Here is a 17,872-nt window from a genome sequence, read left to right on the forward strand (position 1 = left end):
GATTTATACGTTACATTGGTATTCAACAATACAAGGAAATAATTTATGAGGTACTTACAATCTTTTGCATTAGCTTTTTCGGTGATTATCAGTATTGCGCTGCATGCAACCGGTAAACCCGAGCAAGAAGTCAAAGTGGGTATTTTGCTTTATGACGGTGTACAAATCATCGACTTTACCGGGCCTTGGGAAGTGTTTGGGCAAGCGAGATTTAATGTAAAAACCGTATCGGCAAAGGGGCAGGCGATCAAGACGGCGATGAACATGAGGGTAACGCCCGATTTTTCGTACGATAACTCTCCTCCGTTTGATGTGCTTTTAGTGCCAGGCGGTCATCAAAGCAATGCTTACGACAAGAAAACATTGAATTGGATCGCTTTACAAAACAAGTCGGCCAAGTCGTTATTATCGGTTTGTACCGGCTCATTCATATTGGCTGAAGCCGGGCTGTTAAACGATCAAAAAGCAACCACTTTTTTTAAAGCTCTAAACGCTTTCGAAGCCAAATACCCGAATACCCAAGTGATTCGTGACCAACGTTTTGTGGATAATGGAAAAATTATTACTTCTGCAGGATTATCTTCAGGAATTGATGCCGCTTTACACTTGGTGGCTAAGTACCGTGGCGTTGAAGCGGCACGAACAATCGCGATGCATATTGAGTACGACTGGCAACCCGATAATGGATTTGTTCGTGGAAAAATGGCGGATCGCATGATGCCCAGGTTTAAATTACCTTTACCGGATACGATGACGTTTAACCGTGAATATGCTTATGGCGATGAGAATTCTTGGTATGAAGTTTATCGGGTGGTTTCGAGTGATAGTAAAACGCCAACCTCTGAATCTTTAAGAGCGGAGTTAATGCGACAGTTTAAGGAATTGAGTGAATGGCAGTCGGATCACAACGAGTCGCTTAGTTGGTATTCCATTAAAAACAATAGTAAATGGTCTCTTCGCGTAGAGAATAAGCCATTGGATAACAAGAGTGAAGTAACGATGCAAGTTTGGTTAAAAAGGCGTTGATACGGAGGTTAGTTAGAGTACTTAATTCATTATTCAGAAATATGTCACAGTTAAGTTAACCTGTCATTTCAGAATTTTATTGACTTAAATGCAGGTTAATAGCAAATCGTAATTTTACTCAAAAATGAAATAGCGATGTCAGTGTTATTCTTCGCTTTCCTCTCTTATCGCTACGCCTAAATGTTGAAGTAAGGGAGTGTTTTCACAGGCAATATAAATACAGTCTTCTTCACTCAGGTTGTGATGTGAATGCCAGGCCCAAACGGGAATATAAATGGCATCGCCCTTTTCCCAAGTGACTTCTTTATCTTCAATGACTGTGACACCTTTTCCTTGTTGTATATAGATAATGGATTCATAAGTATGGCGGTGTTTATTCGTTTTTTGATTCGGTGCTAATCCGCCAATGGTCATGCTCATGGTTTTTGAATCCACATCAACAATAAAAACGGGGTGTTTTCGTTGTTCACTGAATTTCGAGTTTTCACCATTGGTACACACGTTTTTGTGGATGAGTTTTTCCGGCAGTTGAACTTGTAAGTTTTGGGTGGTTTTTGCGAAATCTTTGGAGCTGTAACTCATGGTAGTACACCTAAAATACGGATTGCGTTTTATAAGTGTTAGAACATAAATTTGTTAGTGTCGATGTCAATTGGTTAGCAAAAAGAAAACTATCCGACTATTGAAATAGCAAGGCGTTGCTTGGTGAATCGAATCACAGTTTTGTAAAGCCGATTCGAGTAATAAATGATCAGCGGCTAATCTGTTAATGGGCTGCTTGATTTTTGTGCAGTCTTTAAAGCAGTATCGTTTAAGAGAGTATTATTATGAATTCCTATTTCTCCAAGCCGACCTATTCGGAATCTAGCGCGAGAGAGTTTGTCGCTCAATTAAATCTTGAAGCAAAAGCTCATAGAGCCGTAAATCATCCTTATTTAAAACTGCTTGCCTTAGGTGACTTTCCGGATCCCAAAACAGCAATCAAGGATTTCACGTTTCAATACTTGGCGTACAGTGTCGACTTTTTGCGATATCTCACAGTAACGATTTCTAAACTGACCGATCGTAAGCATCGCGAAGCGTTAGTGGCTAATTTAATGGAAGAAAGTGGGCGCGTGGACGAAAAAGATGCAACGGCATTAAATGCGATCGGCGTGAATATTAACTGGGTACAAGGGATACCTCATCCGGAGTTGTATTTACGGTTTCTTAATGCTATTGGGTACGACGAGTTGTATCGGCGACAGCACGATTATTGTGACGAAGCGAAAATATGGAGCCGCTTGTTTTTAAACACCTGTAGCGGAGGAGGTGCCGCTCAGGCACTCGGCGCAATGGGAATGGGTACCGAAAACATTGTTAAATATGTTTACGAACCAATTTTGCAAGCGATAAAAAAGTTTGCACCAGTGACACCTCAGCAACGGGTGTTTTTTGATTTGCATGCCTTGCTGGATGACGAACATGGCGAAGTACTCAACGAAATTGCGGCAGAATACGCACGGTATGAACGGCATCGACAACCGATGCGCAATGGTATGTTAATGGCGCTTAATTTGAGAAGCGGATTTTTTGACGCAATGAAAGTTCGTGCAGAAAGTGGACTGACGGCAGAACCTTTTATGGTCGCCTAGGTTTATCGCGTTTGATTCTAATAATATTGATAATTGAAATGGAAGATTAGCGGGTTGATGGATCAAATGTAATGTCACGTGGTGGATAACCGAATACAGTGATCGAGAAAATAAATTCATATGGGATATTTGAGTTTTTTTTTTAGGATTTAATTTTAAGTCGCCCAAGGTATGGAATTTAATTTTATAAGCTCCAATTCGTGATTTACATTTTGTAGCATCTCAACTATAGCTACTTAGTTCGAAAATATTGCAGTTCATTCAAGAAGATTTTTTAGCATTTCGAAAGAGGATTATTCAAATGAAAGCTTCAGCTATTGCATCTGCGGTTCGTTCCAATCTCAAAATGAAAACACCCAAAAAAAGTGCTCGTGCTTTGAGCCAGCCAGAATACCACTGCCTGGCCATTAAACGAATCGAAGCAGTCGGAAACCCCAATAACGATATACCAAAATACGTTACGTTAGTGCGTCCAAACCCGGTAGGCGGTCATGAAGATCAGTTGTTTATCGATCATGTACCTGTTCCTCGTGATGCCTGGAGCTATGACAGTCATGACAAAGTATTGCGGTGGACTGGGTTGTACGGCGGAGGTCAGTTGCATATCGATCATCGTGGAAGAGGTGCGCTTGGAATGATAGGCAATGCCACGGAAGCAGTGTCGGTGAGTGCTGGTGCAGAAGCTCAGTTTTCTTGTGCAGTGGCGCTTGATACTGGAGCAACGTACGAAACATTAGGTTCATCGGTGGTTGGTTTTGTTTGGGATACCAATTCGGATAAATGGCGCAATGCGAATTGGGTTCAGGAAAGGATGTTACTCACCTATACCGTAAAACAGGGCAGTTCAATCGAGCCACCCACGTTTACCTTTAATTTTGAAGATCACGAAACGGGTGCTATTCCTTGGCAACCGACAACCGGTAGTTTTAATGCGAGCTTGCAATTGGGAGAGCAAGACGAGCAAATGGTTTGGGACTTGGTGTTCAAGTCCAGTGTTCCTCCCAGTAAAGATCTGGGGCCAAAGCCCAGTACGGGACCTGACAGTGTTTATCCGTTTTGGTTACAAGCGATAGAGGACAGTGCCGCGTCGTCGATTAACGGCGTAATGGAAATTGATGACATCTCACCGAAGGGCACATTAGTTGGCATTCAAGGACAAAGAGTTATGCCAACGGCTACGGGCTATTATCAAACAGACAAAAATAAGTCTGCGTTTGGTATTTTCAACGGTAAGTTGCATATTAATGGCAAGCCGGTAGCGGAATCAAGAATGACGCCCGATACCCTACATTGGTCAAACTTAGCCAGCGAACATCAAGAACGAACCGGGTTGCCAGAAAGTGGAAGCTTGAGATTTACTCGCAATGGAAGTATGGCAACGTTACTTAATAAGCCATTGTCTGCAAAACGATTGAGCACCAACGCATCGTTAACCAATTTAACAGACCATAAAGATGTTCACCCTGACTTACATCAACTTTCGAAATTACAATCGTCTGCGTTGGCTGATGGTGGACTTACTATTTCTGGGTTATTGGCGATGTCTCCGTTTGGTCAAAACAGCGAAGGCGCTTGGGGTGATGTTGTTCAAGAAGCCGTGAGAGAAGATATGTCGGAAATTATGAACTCATTTGTATCGCCCGACATCTGGAAGCTGCTCTTCCCTACCGTTAAACAACCCACGTTATCGGGAAAATTGGCAGAAGTTGCCAACAGTCCGGTTAAAGGCGTTGACGATCCAAAAGCGTGGTATACCTCGTTAGGAACGGCTGTAATGACGCAGGGAATGTCCAATGGTTCGGATCCAAATACCCAAAATATGAATGGTCCACGAGCAGGTGCATGGTTGAAAGATGAAGTGGTCAACTCAAAAGTGTATCACGCACACGCGCAGTTATTGTTTCAGTACGAATGGGGCAATCGCTTTCCTCAAACGGCGGAATATATTTCGGATCAAATCAATAATGCTGCGAGTTATGAAAGTACGATCGATAGCCAAGTCGAAAGTGCGAAGAAAGATATTGATGAAAACATTGTGGTTGATTCATCATCACCACCCAACCTTAAAGAAGACTTAAAGTCCGAAGTGACTTCAGTCGGACAATACGCTAAAACGAACAAACTGTTTTGGGCTTTCGCCTACTATACCTATAACACGGCTCCTGCCATTCTTGCCAACATTGCCATACAAATGGGAATCAGCACAGGCTCGACCGATGGCACCAGTTTATCTCGCTTATTTCAACAAAATATTACCGTACTTACGGCACTCGACCCTTCCGGCTATTTTGCACAACAATACAACAAAACAATCAATACGTTTTTAGCCACAAATATCTTACCCAGTATGTACGGTTTTACGGGTGATGCTGATAGTTTTGATCTCATTCAAGAGTACTTACAAACGTTTGTTGATCAAAATATTCACAATGAAGATCAACAAATTGCCGATGCCGCCGCGCAAATTCAAAACATTCTGAATGATCAAGATTCCGAAGAAATGCTAAAAGCTTCGATAGAGGCGTTACGTTCTTTTTCAGAGACTATCCAAGACACGATGGCCTTGCCCTATGTTGCGAACGAATGGTTGAGCTGGTTTTCCGCAAAATACCCGAAATGGTCTGCAGCGGGTAACTTGTTTGGAAGCGTGTTAATTGCTGGTGTAACAGGACTGGCCGTATTCAATTTATTCTTAGCGTATAAAAGTTGGGACCAATTGAATGCTGGTGAAAAAACAGAAGTGATTCTCAGTACTGTGCAATTGGGTTTACAGGTGGCTTCTGCGGTAGTCAAGCGAGGTGTCCGTATATACGCAATTTTTAATGTTGACGGAATGTCAACCGCCCAAAGAATTGGTGCAGTGAGTCGTATTCTTGTTGAAGGCGAAGCGGAAAAGTTGAATCAGGGATTGGTTGATGTTTCCAATAGTACAGCACGTTGGTTAGGTGATACGGCTGGTTCTATTGAAACAAGAGAAGAAATCGCAGCGCTGATGAATATCGGTGAAAACGATGTCGAGGAAGTCGCATGGACAGCAAGAATATTTGGTAAAAATCTCGACGAATTTATAGCTACCCGAGTTGGCCCGTTGTTTATATTGGCAGGTATTGGGTTGAGCATTTATTTTATTTCGACGGGAGAAACCGGTGTTGCACTGGCTTCCGATATTATTAATATCGTTGGTGGTGCTCTCACGCTTTTCTCTTTAGTAGGAGGGTGGTTAATCGAAGGTGGAATCATTGCTGCGGAGGGTGTGATGGCGTCCATAATTGCAGTTGCTGGTCCGTTAGCCATTGTTGCTGCAATGGTCGGGATTGGTTTAATGCTTTACGAAATGTTCAAAAAGCCACCGAACCCAATCAAAGAGTTTGTTAACGATTATGTTAAGCCTGCTGGATTTTATGTTGAATCAAAATGCAGCAGTATCGATTACGTTGTTCCTTACGCAGCAAACGATAAAGATGACCTATTAATGCTTGGCTTTACTTTGACTGATAATGGACAAACGCTGACGTGTAAAGCCGATGGTTCTATTGTTTTGGGTAACAGCACATCGTTGCCTGATACAGTATGGCAAGTACAAACCGATGGGTTGGGACAGAGTCAAATTGTAACAATAGCACAGCCTAATCCCGACAAAGGGCCGGTTGGTTTACTACTGAGTTTAATGAGTGATAACAGCATTGCTTTTAAACCTAAAATGTCGAGTACAGAGTCGCAACCGGAGGAAAGTAATGAGCCTACCGTTGTAACTCAAACGTGGTACAGTAAACCTAAAAGTCACGCAACAACAACGAACAATAATACGGCATTGTCTTCAATAGACTTAGCGTTTCAACCTGTTTTTCCCGATGAAAATGGCAATTACTCACCGTCACAAGCAAAAGGCTGGTTATCGAAATCCAATAACAGCGTTACGTATAATGCCAGTGCAGGAACAACGTTTAAGCTCACAATGTCGGGTATTGCACCAAACTTTATGAGTATGGTTGATTTACAGTTCTTGTTAAACTCCACACCGTCTCAGTTTCAAACGTTTGGGCCCAGTTTTGGTACCATGCCAAGCACACCACTTTCATACAGTGTGACACAAGGTTTGCCGGATTTCTTAGACTTTGATGACAAAACCGGTGTCTTTAATCCAAATGGTAAAGAAGCCGATCAACAGATTACTGAGAATCATTCGATAACAGCAAAAAGTGTATTAGGTGAAGCAAAGGCAGAATTTACGATTAAGGTTGTTACCGCCTGACTGCTTTTTACTCGCTTAATTCCATTAACACACTATTCGTGATTGAACCATGTCACGAATAGTGTCTTTACTCGAATAATACTTTAAGGAGTAATCATGGCCACTTATGCTGAACTTGCAGAAAAGTTTGCTCAAGATCTGAAAAGTGCAGTAAGCAGTACGTTGCAACAATATCAGTCTACGAATAATACTAAAAAGTCACTGAGTGCCGATGACGGCACGACGAAAGCAAAAGTTGATGCGCTAATTGATGCGCTTCCTTATTTTGGGGACAACGCTTGGCACAGTGCGCACAAAGGCGCGTTAAGTAACGTATTAGCAACACACTTGCCAAACAATAAAATTGCACCTCACCCTAATGAAAGCGGACCTTGGTACGCTTATTATCTATCATCGTACAGTTACAATGGGTCGTACTCCGGCTACAAAGATGCTTTTTATCATGGTGTAGGCAGTAACGCTGCGGGTAATAAAGTGTCTCAACTCGTTAGCTCAGCTAACTCAAGTTTGAATGGCGATTGGTGGGCTAATTACAGTGTTGCAGTGCTTACCGATGCGATTCGACAAACGATATCGGTCGGTATCGACAGCTCAAAGCTCACACATGATTTAAGTGCTTATAATGACAGTTTTCGTAATGCTTTAAGTGCAAGTTATTTAGCTGTATTTGAAAGTGGCTTTGCTCCCACCGCTAATGCCTTACAAGCCATTACCGGTGCGCAACTTTCGGGGCAGGCTGCAGAAATATTAGATAGCTCTATTGCGCAAGGTGAGTTTACTGCAAATATTAATCAGTCTATTGCGATGGGAGGCGACAGCAGTAATGCAGCAACTTGGTTTTTATTTAACCTCTGGATTTCACTAAAAGCTTTAAATTTTTCTGACGTTAACAGTGCGATAACACGTTACAAAAAAAGCGGTTTAAACGTACCCGTTGAAGTGGCAGAAAACAATTGGTGGAATGGGGGGTATTCAAGTTGGTACAGTCCTTTAAGCGGAACCGATGTGTTGTCGATGGCAAAGCCAACAATTACCGACACCATGCCGGAAACAGTGATAACTACCTATACCGGCAGCACTTACCCATCGACTACTCACGAAAAAACTAAGAATGGTTACAGCCTCAGTTTTTGTTCTTGGGGATCTTTGAGCCGATACAAACCGAAAAGCAGCAGCTGCTTTGGCGCAGGAACCGGTGTTTTAATGGCGGACAGAACCACAAAGCCCATTGAAACCGTCAACATCGGTGATGAGGTGTTAACTCAACTTGGTCCAAGGAAAGTTGTGTTGGTCGAAAAACCACGTCGAATGGATCGCGACTTGTATTCCATTAATGGATTGAAGCTCCGCTCTACAGCGGCACATCCATTTCGTAAAGCGGAAAGCGACAGCGTTGAGTACCTAGCGTTTGAGCCATGGACACTCATCGATGGTTTTCCAACGCTTACGCATAAAGGCGTGGGTAAACTCGACGTTTCAATGAATATATCAGCAATCCATCAAGGCGAACCTGCGGCTATGAGCGTTAACGAAATTAACCAAGAGCCCGGTAACGAGCATACGGCTGATGAATTTGTTTTCGATATTCTTTTGGAAAACTGGGAACGTGATCGGCCTTGCTATTATGTCGGAGGGCCCGATACGTTTTTGGCTGTAGAGTCGGAAACGGTTGATCCAACCTACAATCGTGCGATTACATTTGCGATAGTAACTGCCATGGAAAGTATTGTACACGCAAGTCGATTGCATTTTGGTGATCCTCAAGTAGAGTTGGAGCGCGTACTTCAACATATTGATGTTCAAGAAGTTGAGCAACGTGCACGAAAAGCCGTTCGACCGTATTTAGGTGGAAAGCCATTGAATAAATTAAACATACCTAAACCCGACTTTTATCAGCATAACGGTGAGTGGGATGCACACGCTTCGGCCCTTGAGTATTATTTGGTACGTCATTACGGACGATGGATACAAGCACAGCTTAACAACGGTTGGCGTATTAGCGATGGCACTCATCGAAATGGTGATCGCTTATGTTTCGGCTTATACGATATTGAACTTATGGGCCCTCAGAGTGCAGTCGATGAAACCTTAACGGTGACATTGCAAACGTCTTTAAGCGAAAACCCAAAAGAGATTTCTGTAACGCCTGAGCAAATGCCAACTTGGAAAGTAAATTTGGATCATATGGTTGATTTAGGACGGTTGACTGCCAGTGAAATGATCAATGTGCAAGGTAAGCTTTCGACACCTTCAAAAGCAATAGGACATTTCCGACTCAATATCCAAGACTTGAAAGACCATGCGATAAAATCCGAACCTTATGTATTTGATGATAAAGGCCGTATTGTTGGGCGAGTGATGGTGGATGCAAGAGCAATGACCCTTACGGACATTCACCTTGAGTGGGCCGCTCGAGATAACTGGAAAAAAACACATCAGTACGCGCTGGCTTACTGCATAGGGCGCCAGCTCGGATTGTTGATCAATGCTCAAATTGAAGCACGATCCAGTGTGTTAGCTCCGGATTGAGCCATCCAATTTCAAGAATATTAATGTAAAGAATGTGTGGGCAAAAGTCGTTTAGTGAGTCAGTTTTTGCAGAACTGAGTTTCAAAATTGGAAGCAGGGCATTAGTACGCTGTGGCCTTTAACTCCTGATATGCCCACCAACCCCTTTGCTCGCCTTATTGATTGCGTTCAGCAAGTTTCAACTTGGTCCGTACTTTTCCGATCTAGACTCTTTACTGTTTGTAACCTGTTGTTTTTCATTAATAAATGGATGTTTTAATAATGTTCAGGGGCGTTGTTCCGAACCTCGGTAGCATTTTCCAATTTTATAATGCAAACGCGGTAATCTTAATGGTATGTTTTTATTTAAAAAAATGGGAGAATTACGTAATTGAGATAGTGGATCCTGTGGTTCTTAGGGCAGCACTTCATTAATGTTATTTAATAACGAAAGAGATGAAATGTTTAACTGCTAAAGTTTTTTGGAGATTTAAACTCTCAGCATGTTCTAAAGAATTAAATCTTTGGATCGTTTTAATGAGTACCATAAGTTAGTAACTTCAGATAAAGTAAATAAAGCTAATGAATTATGGTTGAGTTCAAAATCTGATTTGTTTGAGGGCATAAGCCTTGAGGCAAATGTAAAGATTATGAAATTCGTCAAATTTGATACAGATACTGTAACCGAAGATTATGAAGGTATAATGTTTGTACCCTGTTAATGGATGCAGTGCTATTTAATGACAAGGTCAGACTTAGCGTCCATTTCATGCTTTCAAACGGCGAAGCACTCATATCAAATATACAACTAAAATTTACATAACAATGAAAGTCAGCGAAATTAGAACCGTCTGTTTTAAGCCGCAGCTTTGAGTGTTATGTTTTTTGAGGAACTATGAAAAACCTTATTTTCTTATTTATATTTTATACAGGAGTAGTAATGGCTACGGAATATCCAGATTCCTTTGAAAAAGTATCAGATAGGCTTCAGACTGTTGGTTTTGAAAGCTTAACTGAAAAAGAAAAAGCAATATACTCCATCTGGTGGCTGGAAGCAGAAGTGAATAACGGTGGTTTTCACCAGTACTTTTACAATTCCGCAGGCGATGATGCAGCTATAGCACTTAAATCGCTAAAAGATATAGGCGCAATCAAAACTGCATCAATACTTCAACGAGCTATAGACGTTTGTTTCGATGGAAGGCTTCCCAAAACTCGTTTGGAGCGGCAAGCCCTTTTAGAAGTAGATGAAGACTCAAAAATGGATAAGCTCGATGAACTAGATTCAGAGTTTTATAAGTACTCAGAAAACTTCTATAAAATGTTAGATGGTTATACCGAGAAATAAAATAAGCAGAATGAATGGACGTTACTAATACTATGTGTCTCAATCGCAGCGGTTTGCTTACGAGCTTATTTGTCAGGTTTTAATACGGGTCTTACTGGCCTTCTTAAAAAAGTTGAGTTGGAAAAGAAGTAGCGTCAAAATGACAAACATATCAATCAGATTGACGCTTGTCAGTGAAAATTAGTAAAGCATTATGCATAAGGAGAATGTTGCTGCTAATCACTCGCTAGATTAAGTTTTATGCCTAAAAAATAATATGGGAGATGTTTTGATGGAAATAGATTTGTTTAAAAATAAGCTATTTAGCGGAGTATTAACGGTAATCGCTGTGCTTTTAGTATCGGCATACTTTGTAAAACTTGAAATTGATGACTATTTTGCCAATAAAGTTGAAGGAATAGCTATTGATAAGTGTGGTGGCAAAGAAAACGTTAAGAAGGTTACTTCTGATGGATTTGAATGTAAGTGACCCTACTTAACAAGCGGAGGCTTCGAGATAGTTCACTCGGGAACTCGCTAACAACCATGCAACCGCGTATAGAACATTAAATAACCAGGAGTTATTGTGCATAAAATTAGTTCGCTTTTACTTATTTTGATTCTTTCAGGTTGTAATAGTATCCCTGAGAAGCGTGTCGTTTCATCACTGATTGAGCCCGTTGAAAGCCAAGTCAGTGTCGAATTAACTGATGAACTGCAACGAGAACACCATCGTGGAACTTTTAATGGATTGGTACTTATTTCAAAAGGCGAGACCGCTTTTTATAAAAGTGCTTATGGTTACGCTAATAGACTTTCTGCAATCATGATCTTGGAATTGTTCTGTTGCTAAATGCTTATGGTAGCAAGTATGAAGCTGCGACACATCATGCATTAAGTAGGAATCATATATTGCCTGTTCTGCTTAAGAGCCAAGCTCAGCTACCCACCAAGTCAACTCAGTCGACTGCTAACGCGTCAGCTGAATAAAGCGATGAATCATTCTGCATCAATTTTAAGTTTGGCAATAACTGCTTTGATACTTTTTACAATAGGCTATATGTATCTTGGTACTACTACACATTTTGAAAAGTATGAATTGATAAAGGGGGATTATTTATCGAGTAAAGAAAATAGCCACTTTTATGTATGTGATGATTCGGTAAGTTGGTCAGGGGCTTATAGCATTGCGAATAGTTTATCCAAACAAAAATTAATGGAGAAATATTCAGCATTAACACATGGTGAGACAAAGCCAATATACTACGAACTAAAGGGCAAGTTAGACTACGCAAAGCCTTCTGGTTATTCGGAAATTAGTTTTCCGAGCATAATTGTTGTGGAAAGTGTACAAGTAGCACTAGATTTAGAAAATGAATTATGTCCGTATCCTGAATCTTTGGTGAATATGGGCTATTAACGCCAAGCGTTAGGGCGTTTTACCAAAGGCTGACGAGTGACGAATATTCTCTATAAGATTTTCGTTATGTCACGTTATATGCTGGCAACAGCATCTAGTGTAAGTGATCGGTGCTTTTCTTGTTCTTTAATTCTGCAGTTTTTAAGAATGGGCGCTAAGAAAAATCGATCAATTTTACCGGTTATAACAACACGCTCATTTTTTTTGATATTCATTAAAGTACTTAATTGTTTTTCGTGAAAATAGGCAATAGCCGTATCAATTTGCAGGTTCGACTCAAGAGGAGCGATGCTCACGTAAATTTTTCCATCTTGTATGTCGCCAATGGAAATGACTTTGACTTCCCAAGTCACTTTTTGATTAATATGATTTTCCTCTACTTGCTTTTTTTGAAGCTCTGTTAGTTCTTTGTTATTCCATAAGTCCAAAAGCAGCTGCAAATCGTCCAATATGATCTGATCGACATCCAATTCGTTTAGCGGCTGTTCATAAGAATCAAATGCTTCGATCGGCTCAAATTCGACGGTAGGTGTTTGCGTTGAACTTTCTATTTCTTTCAGCTCTTCTTGTTGCTGCCGGTATTTTCTGGCCAACTTTAAGAGCTTTTTTCTTAACGTAAACGCTTCTTTTTCGAAATCTAAAAGTCGTCGGTTACGTGGTTTAATAAGCAGCCAATAGAGCATTAAGCCAGTCAATAATGAACTGAGTAATGCCGCTGTTAATATACTCATTAGTGGATACAGAGTAATCAATTGATTCATCATAAGGTTCCCGTACTGCAAATCGGGCAGATTTCAGAATGCATTAATATGAACGATTCGATATCAATCTTAACTGGAATGAGGGCCGGAAAATTGGTAGGAGTTATCAATTTTCCGATTTTTTTCAATTATAATTAGCTTAGTGGCTCTCTATTTTTGTAACCTATTGAAATGTAAGAACTATAAAAAATATCGCGTCAGTGCTATTTTAAGTGTTTGGACCAGTTTTCTCTTGGGTTTCACGAATAAACGTATAAAAAACGCTAAAATTGCCCCTAATCACTCAAACAGTTAAAGGAAACCTACGTTTGTCCGGTGCTTAGGGTTAGCAAGTCGAATCAGGATAATTCCGTACTGCGGTAGGTTGGTACGGCTTTTTTTCCGAAGGCTTTTCTTCCCAATTTGAAACCATTTTTAATTCCTAAGATTTGGATAGACGTAATGAAACCGGCGATCATGGCGCCCGCAACGCCGCATGAAATAATATCTTGTCCTGTCAGCCATAACCCTGGAATTCGCGTTTTAGGCGTTAACCAGTTTTGTTCAAAGCGTTTGGTATCATGTTCAATGCCGTATATTTCACCGTGGTTGTAAAAGCAAAAAAACTCAGTTGATAAGGGTGTTGAAACTTCGTAGTAGTCAATTTCATCACGTAAATGAGGTAACTTATTAAAAAGGACCTCAAGCATTTTATTGGCGAAATCATCACTGAGCTTCTCGTAATCTTCTCCACGCTTGCCCCATGTTGTGTTCTTCCAGGGTTGGAATGCGTTGTAATTGGCGGGTGCGACTATTTCTACGGTAGCTCGCCCAGGATAACGTTCGTTAAATGTTGGATCTTTTGCTGAAGGAAAAGAAATATAAACGACGGGTAGCGGTGAAGTTGGATCGTTTAAAAACGTTTCGATATTTTTATCGTGTTCTTGATCTAAATAAATCCAGTAATTCGTTTTTGGCAAGTTTAATGTTTTCGCATCTTTTTTCAAACCAATAAAGAGGCCTATATTGGCATAAGACGGTTTAACGGATTCAATATCATGGTGATACCCGTATTGTTGAACCGTTTCTTCTGGAATGAGTTTTGTGAACGTGTTCATTACTCCGGCACTACTGATCACAATTGGCGAACGAATTTCTGTACCGTCGGCCATTAGAGCGCCTACCGCTTGATCATTTTCGATAAGAATTTTTATAACTTCTGCATAGGTAAATACTTCGCCCCCGGTTGATTGAATTTGGGGTATGATGGTTTCTGCAATTTTCGAAGCACCTCCGATGGGATAATAACCGCCATTTAAATAGTGCCTTGCAATTAAGCAATGAATCAAAAAACTGCTTTGCTTCGGAGGAACGCCACAATCTCCCCATTGACCAGTTAAAACGGCAATGAGCTTTTCATCTTTAGTAAGCGTACGAAGCACATCGTAAGTGGGTTGGTTAAAATAGCTCGGCATTCGCCATTTTATAAGCGGTGCTAATAACTTTTGTAAAAATGGATTCAGTACCTTAGAAAAAGTAAACAATCTCATGGATTTATTCACTTTCTTCACCATACTTAAGTAAGTCGTTAGCGCTTCTTTTTCATTAGGAAATTGACGAGCAAGTTCTTCGATAAACGCTTCTTTTCCCGCAACAAAGTTAAAGGATTCCTCTCCAAGAAAAATACGGTCGTAATTGTCGTCCATTGGTGCCCATTTTAGATTATGGTTACTAACGAAGTCGAAGAGTCGTTTTGTAACGGTGGGGTAACCTACATCACCAATATAGTGCACGCCCACATCCCACTCATAACCTTCTCGTGAATAAGCGTGTGTGAACCCACCTGCCGTGTAGTGTTGTTCGAGCACCAATACTTTTTTTCCCATGGCCGCTAACGACGCAGCGCTGGTGAGCCCTCCAATGCCTGAGCCAATTACGATAGCGTCATAAGGACCTTTTAATCGACTCGCTCGATAACGAGTACCAATGCGAATGGTGCTGGGTTTTTTCGAACGCTTGCTAGAGGGTGAAGCTGAGAATTGCTCTTCAGGCTTTTGTACAGTACTGATTGAAGTCACAGGTCGATGCATCCTTTATTATAGCGTTATTAAATGCAAAATAGGCAAACTCAATTGCTTGTGGTTAGTTGCGTTGCTTTATGAGAATTCGTTCATGTTCATTGGTCAATATATCGCTAGTATTTAACACTTGCAAATGAATGCTTGATGCAAAGCATCGATTGAGTTGAGAATCAGAGTGAAGTAAGTGATATTGTAATGTCGTTACTGCGGCTTGCATTGTATTAATTAAATGGCTTGATAAGAACGGTAAACGCTCCCTGTTGAGCGTTTTTGGCTGTTCTTTCATGGATAATTTAAACGTCGCTAGTTAATTTCTACCCCTTCAATCGCTTCCCATCGACCATTCTTGTACCAGTAGTTTTGACCATTACCGTGAGCCAAAACGAACTTTCCGGAACTTCCATAATGGTACTCGATCGTTGTTCCTTTAGGTTGAGTTTCTAGCATGTGAATTAAGCGATCCTGGGTTTGTAGCATGAGTTCTCGGTAGTCATTCATAGGCAATTACCTTTTGTTTTATTTATTTTTATTTTAATACGTTTGTGAAAGCCTGATCGAGAAACCAAATGAGATATTTTTATGGAAAAGTTATATCGCGATGCATATTTGACGATTTTATCGTTTTATACTTTCAAACAAAAGAGTAAATGCGGATGTCAAGTAATGACTAAAACTTAACGTTAATGCCTATCAAAAGGTCAACGCCTTGTTCCGGAATGCCGTTTTCGGCATTGAATATTCCAGGAACATGATTTTCTTCATCCAGTAAGTTTCTTATGCTTCCGGTAATGTTTAACGATTGAGATACTGACCAGTCAAGATTGAAGTCGACTCTGTGGTAGTTGTCGAGCTTTTCTGGGCTGTTTACCGTACTGGTAATCGGTCCTTCTTTAAAATCGATAAGAAATCGATTACTCAAATAGAGGTCGATCGCTTTATTATCAAAGTGATAGCCAACGTTAAGATTTGCGATATATTTTGGAAAGGCGACATAGTCTACTTCTCCATTTGTGTCTGTGGCTTTGCTATTCACATAGGACGCGTTCAAATCCCACCTCCATTGATGGGAATGTCCGCGACAGGTGATTTCTAATCCTTTTGATTCGTTTGAACCAACGTTTGCAAACTCGACGGTGAAGTTCGGGTCGGATATCGGTACGATGGTTATGCCGTTTGTCCATTCGCTTTTAAAAAGCGTGACGTTCAGTTTCCAATTGTCTTTTTGGGTGATATAGACCATTTCTATGGTTTCGATTTCTTCAGGCTTTAAATTAGGATTTCCTCTTACAATATTGGTGCTGTACATTTCATTTGCGACAGGAGCACGAAACGCTTCGCCATATAAAAGCTTTAATGCCGAGTCGGTTTTTAAACGATAAATAAATCCTAGCCTTGGACTTGTTTGACTGCCAAAGTCTGAGTAGTCATCGAGTCGGCCACCGTATACCACTGAAAAATCATTTGAGAAAAATTGAGACTTTGCCTCTACTGTTAAGCTTTTTACCGTTCGCTTAGCAACAAGAGAACCGTCGGTTTCAAGCAGTAAATTTCCATCTGCGTCGAGAAATAAAAGTCGGTCTTTGGTAATATTTTGATCTTTGTAGCTTAAACCAGTGGCCCATTGCGTGTTTGATCCTTCTTTTAACGGATTTTTTAAGACGATATCAATACCCGATAGCTCTTCTTCAAAGTCACTGAGAAGTTGCGTGTTTATTCCAGGAATATTGGATAGGTCGGTTAGCGGTTGGCTTTCGGCTTGCCACGAATACGCTTTAGAAGTTAGGCTCATTTGATTATCGAATTCCCATTCTATGGCCAGTTTATACATTAAAAAATCGTCTTTTCGGCCAGAATAGTCTCTGTCTAACGATAAACTCGCACCCCCTATGCTTTGTCCTGACCCCGGTGACTCTTGTGAGTCGTGTGCACGAGAGTAGAGGCCGAAGTGGGTTTTAATGTGATCCGTAAAATGATAATTAAACTTGATAAAGGCGGTGTGGGCATCGTAAGCATCTGCGCGAGTGCCGGTTTCTTCGGTTGTTGTAAATGGATCGGTATAACGATAAGCAAGGTTTTGTTCGTTTTGCTCCGCAATACTGAATGAAGCATCCATATCGGCATCACTATTGACGTTATGGGCGACGTTAAAATAAATGTTTCGATACCCTTCAACGGACGCTTGTCCGCCAGCTTCCATGATATTCCTATCGGATTCAAATGTGTTAAGAGACAGAACACCATGAAATGCGTCGCTACCATACAGTGCGGATCCTGGGCCACGGATCATTTCAATTCTATTTAAAGACGTAGGAATAATGCTGCGAATATCGTAGAGCGCGGTTCCATTGTTAAAATGATTGAGAGGTACACCATCCAAAACCGTTGCAATACCTCTTACCGAAGTGGAAGACGTGTAACCTCGAATGGCAATTGCCGATCCGCCATAGAGGGTTGGGTAAGTCATGGTTGAAGGTAAATGATTTAACACATCGCTTATTGTGCGAACGTCATAATCTCGCCATTGCTTTTGAGTGATGGACTCCACCGTTGATGCAACGGTTAATTCATTTTCTGCAAATTGCGAAGCGACCGTCACTTTTATTTTTAAAAGCTCTTCAAGTGACATTGAGAATAAGTCACCTTCTGGCGAACTCGAATTGCCATGGGTGGGTGTGGATATGAATGTTAAGCATGAAAAGAATATCACACCCAATAAACTAGTGGGTGGATGGTTGGAGCAAAACATAGCAGACCTGGTTACTTTTATTTGTTTGACTCATTTAAAGTAGTCTTGAAATAAGAAATAGTAAAGGTTTGATGGTTTGTCGAGTGGTGTCACTGCAAGAGTTCTAGGGGGCTAGAAGCGGCTTAATTGCACGCATTT

General features: G+C 40.9%; 13 protein-coding genes. 8 read left to right on the forward strand and 5 right to left on the reverse strand.

Going from position 1 to position 17,872, the window contains the following annotated elements:
* Positions 1–45: 45 nt before the first annotated feature.
* Complete coding sequence (locus ACTUJY_RS17075; protein ID WP_463617336.1) at positions 46–1,026, forward strand: DJ-1/PfpI family protein; 981 nt, start codon at positions 46–48, stop codon at positions 1,024–1,026.
* Positions 1,027–1,170: 144 nt separating this feature from the next.
* On the opposite strand, the gene ACTUJY_RS17080 is transcribed toward ACTUJY_RS17075, so the two are convergent.
* Positions 1,171–1,608: a cupin domain-containing protein gene (locus ACTUJY_RS17080; protein WP_463617337.1), complete on the reverse strand. Its 438-nt coding sequence runs from the start codon at positions 1,606–1,608 to the stop codon at positions 1,171–1,173.
* Positions 1,609–1,853: 245 nt separating this feature from the next.
* Here ACTUJY_RS17080 and ACTUJY_RS17085 point away from each other — a divergent pair, with 245 nt between their 5' ends.
* From ACTUJY_RS17085 to ACTUJY_RS17115, 7 genes are all read left to right on the forward strand, one after another.
* On the forward strand, positions 1,854–2,660 hold the full coding sequence (locus ACTUJY_RS17085) for a TenA family transcriptional regulator (RefSeq protein ID WP_463617338.1): 807 nt from the start codon (positions 1,854–1,856) through the stop codon (positions 2,658–2,660).
* Between the two features lie 301 nt (positions 2,661–2,961).
* A complete protein-coding gene (locus ACTUJY_RS17090) occupies positions 2,962–6,912 on the forward strand; it encodes a hypothetical protein (protein WP_463617339.1) in 3,951 nt (1,316 codons plus the stop codon).
* Positions 6,913–7,008: 96 nt separating this feature from the next.
* On the forward strand, positions 7,009–9,441 hold the full coding sequence (locus ACTUJY_RS17095; protein ID WP_463617340.1) for a Hint domain-containing protein: 2,433 nt from the start codon (positions 7,009–7,011) through the stop codon (positions 9,439–9,441).
* 919 nt (positions 9,442–10,360) lie between these two features.
* Positions 10,361–10,768 (forward strand): DMP19 family protein, encoded by a 408-nt coding sequence (locus tag ACTUJY_RS17100; protein WP_463617341.1) that lies wholly within the window; start codon positions 10,361–10,363, stop codon positions 10,766–10,768.
* A 271-nt stretch (positions 10,769–11,039) separates the two neighbouring features.
* On the forward strand, positions 11,040–11,237 hold the full coding sequence (locus ACTUJY_RS17105) for a hypothetical protein (RefSeq protein ID WP_463617342.1): 198 nt from the start codon (positions 11,040–11,042) through the stop codon (positions 11,235–11,237).
* A gap of 96 nt (positions 11,238–11,333) precedes the next feature.
* The gene (locus tag ACTUJY_RS17110) at positions 11,334–11,600 is read left to right on the forward strand and encodes a hypothetical protein (protein WP_463617343.1); all 267 of its coding nucleotides are present in this window, start codon (positions 11,334–11,336) and stop codon (positions 11,598–11,600) included.
* Between the two features lie 141 nt (positions 11,601–11,741).
* Positions 11,742–12,167, forward strand: a complete 426-nt coding sequence (locus tag ACTUJY_RS17115; protein ID WP_463617344.1) for a hypothetical protein — start codon at positions 11,742–11,744, stop codon at positions 12,165–12,167.
* Positions 12,168–12,241: 74 nt separating this feature from the next.
* On the opposite strand, the gene ACTUJY_RS17120 is transcribed toward ACTUJY_RS17115, so the two are convergent.
* From ACTUJY_RS17120 to ACTUJY_RS17135, 4 genes are all read right to left on the reverse strand, one after another.
* The gene (locus tag ACTUJY_RS17120; RefSeq protein WP_463617345.1) at positions 12,242–12,928 is read right to left on the reverse strand and encodes a hypothetical protein; all 687 of its coding nucleotides are present in this window, start codon (positions 12,926–12,928) and stop codon (positions 12,242–12,244) included.
* A gap of 338 nt (positions 12,929–13,266) precedes the next feature.
* Positions 13,267–14,985: a phytoene desaturase family protein gene (locus tag ACTUJY_RS17125; protein ID WP_463617346.1), complete on the reverse strand. Its 1,719-nt coding sequence runs from the start codon at positions 14,983–14,985 to the stop codon at positions 13,267–13,269.
* Between the two features lie 306 nt (positions 14,986–15,291).
* Entirely contained in the window at positions 15,292–15,486 is a 195-nt protein-coding gene (locus tag ACTUJY_RS17130) for a hypothetical protein (protein WP_463617347.1), read from the reverse strand.
* Positions 15,487–15,655: 169 nt separating this feature from the next.
* The gene (locus tag ACTUJY_RS17135) at positions 15,656–17,614 is read right to left on the reverse strand and encodes a TonB-dependent receptor plug domain-containing protein (protein WP_463617348.1); all 1,959 of its coding nucleotides are present in this window, start codon (positions 17,612–17,614) and stop codon (positions 15,656–15,658) included.
* Between the last annotated feature and the right edge of the window lie 258 nt (positions 17,615–17,872).

Source organism: Pleionea sp. WD8-19 (assembly GCF_055326765.1).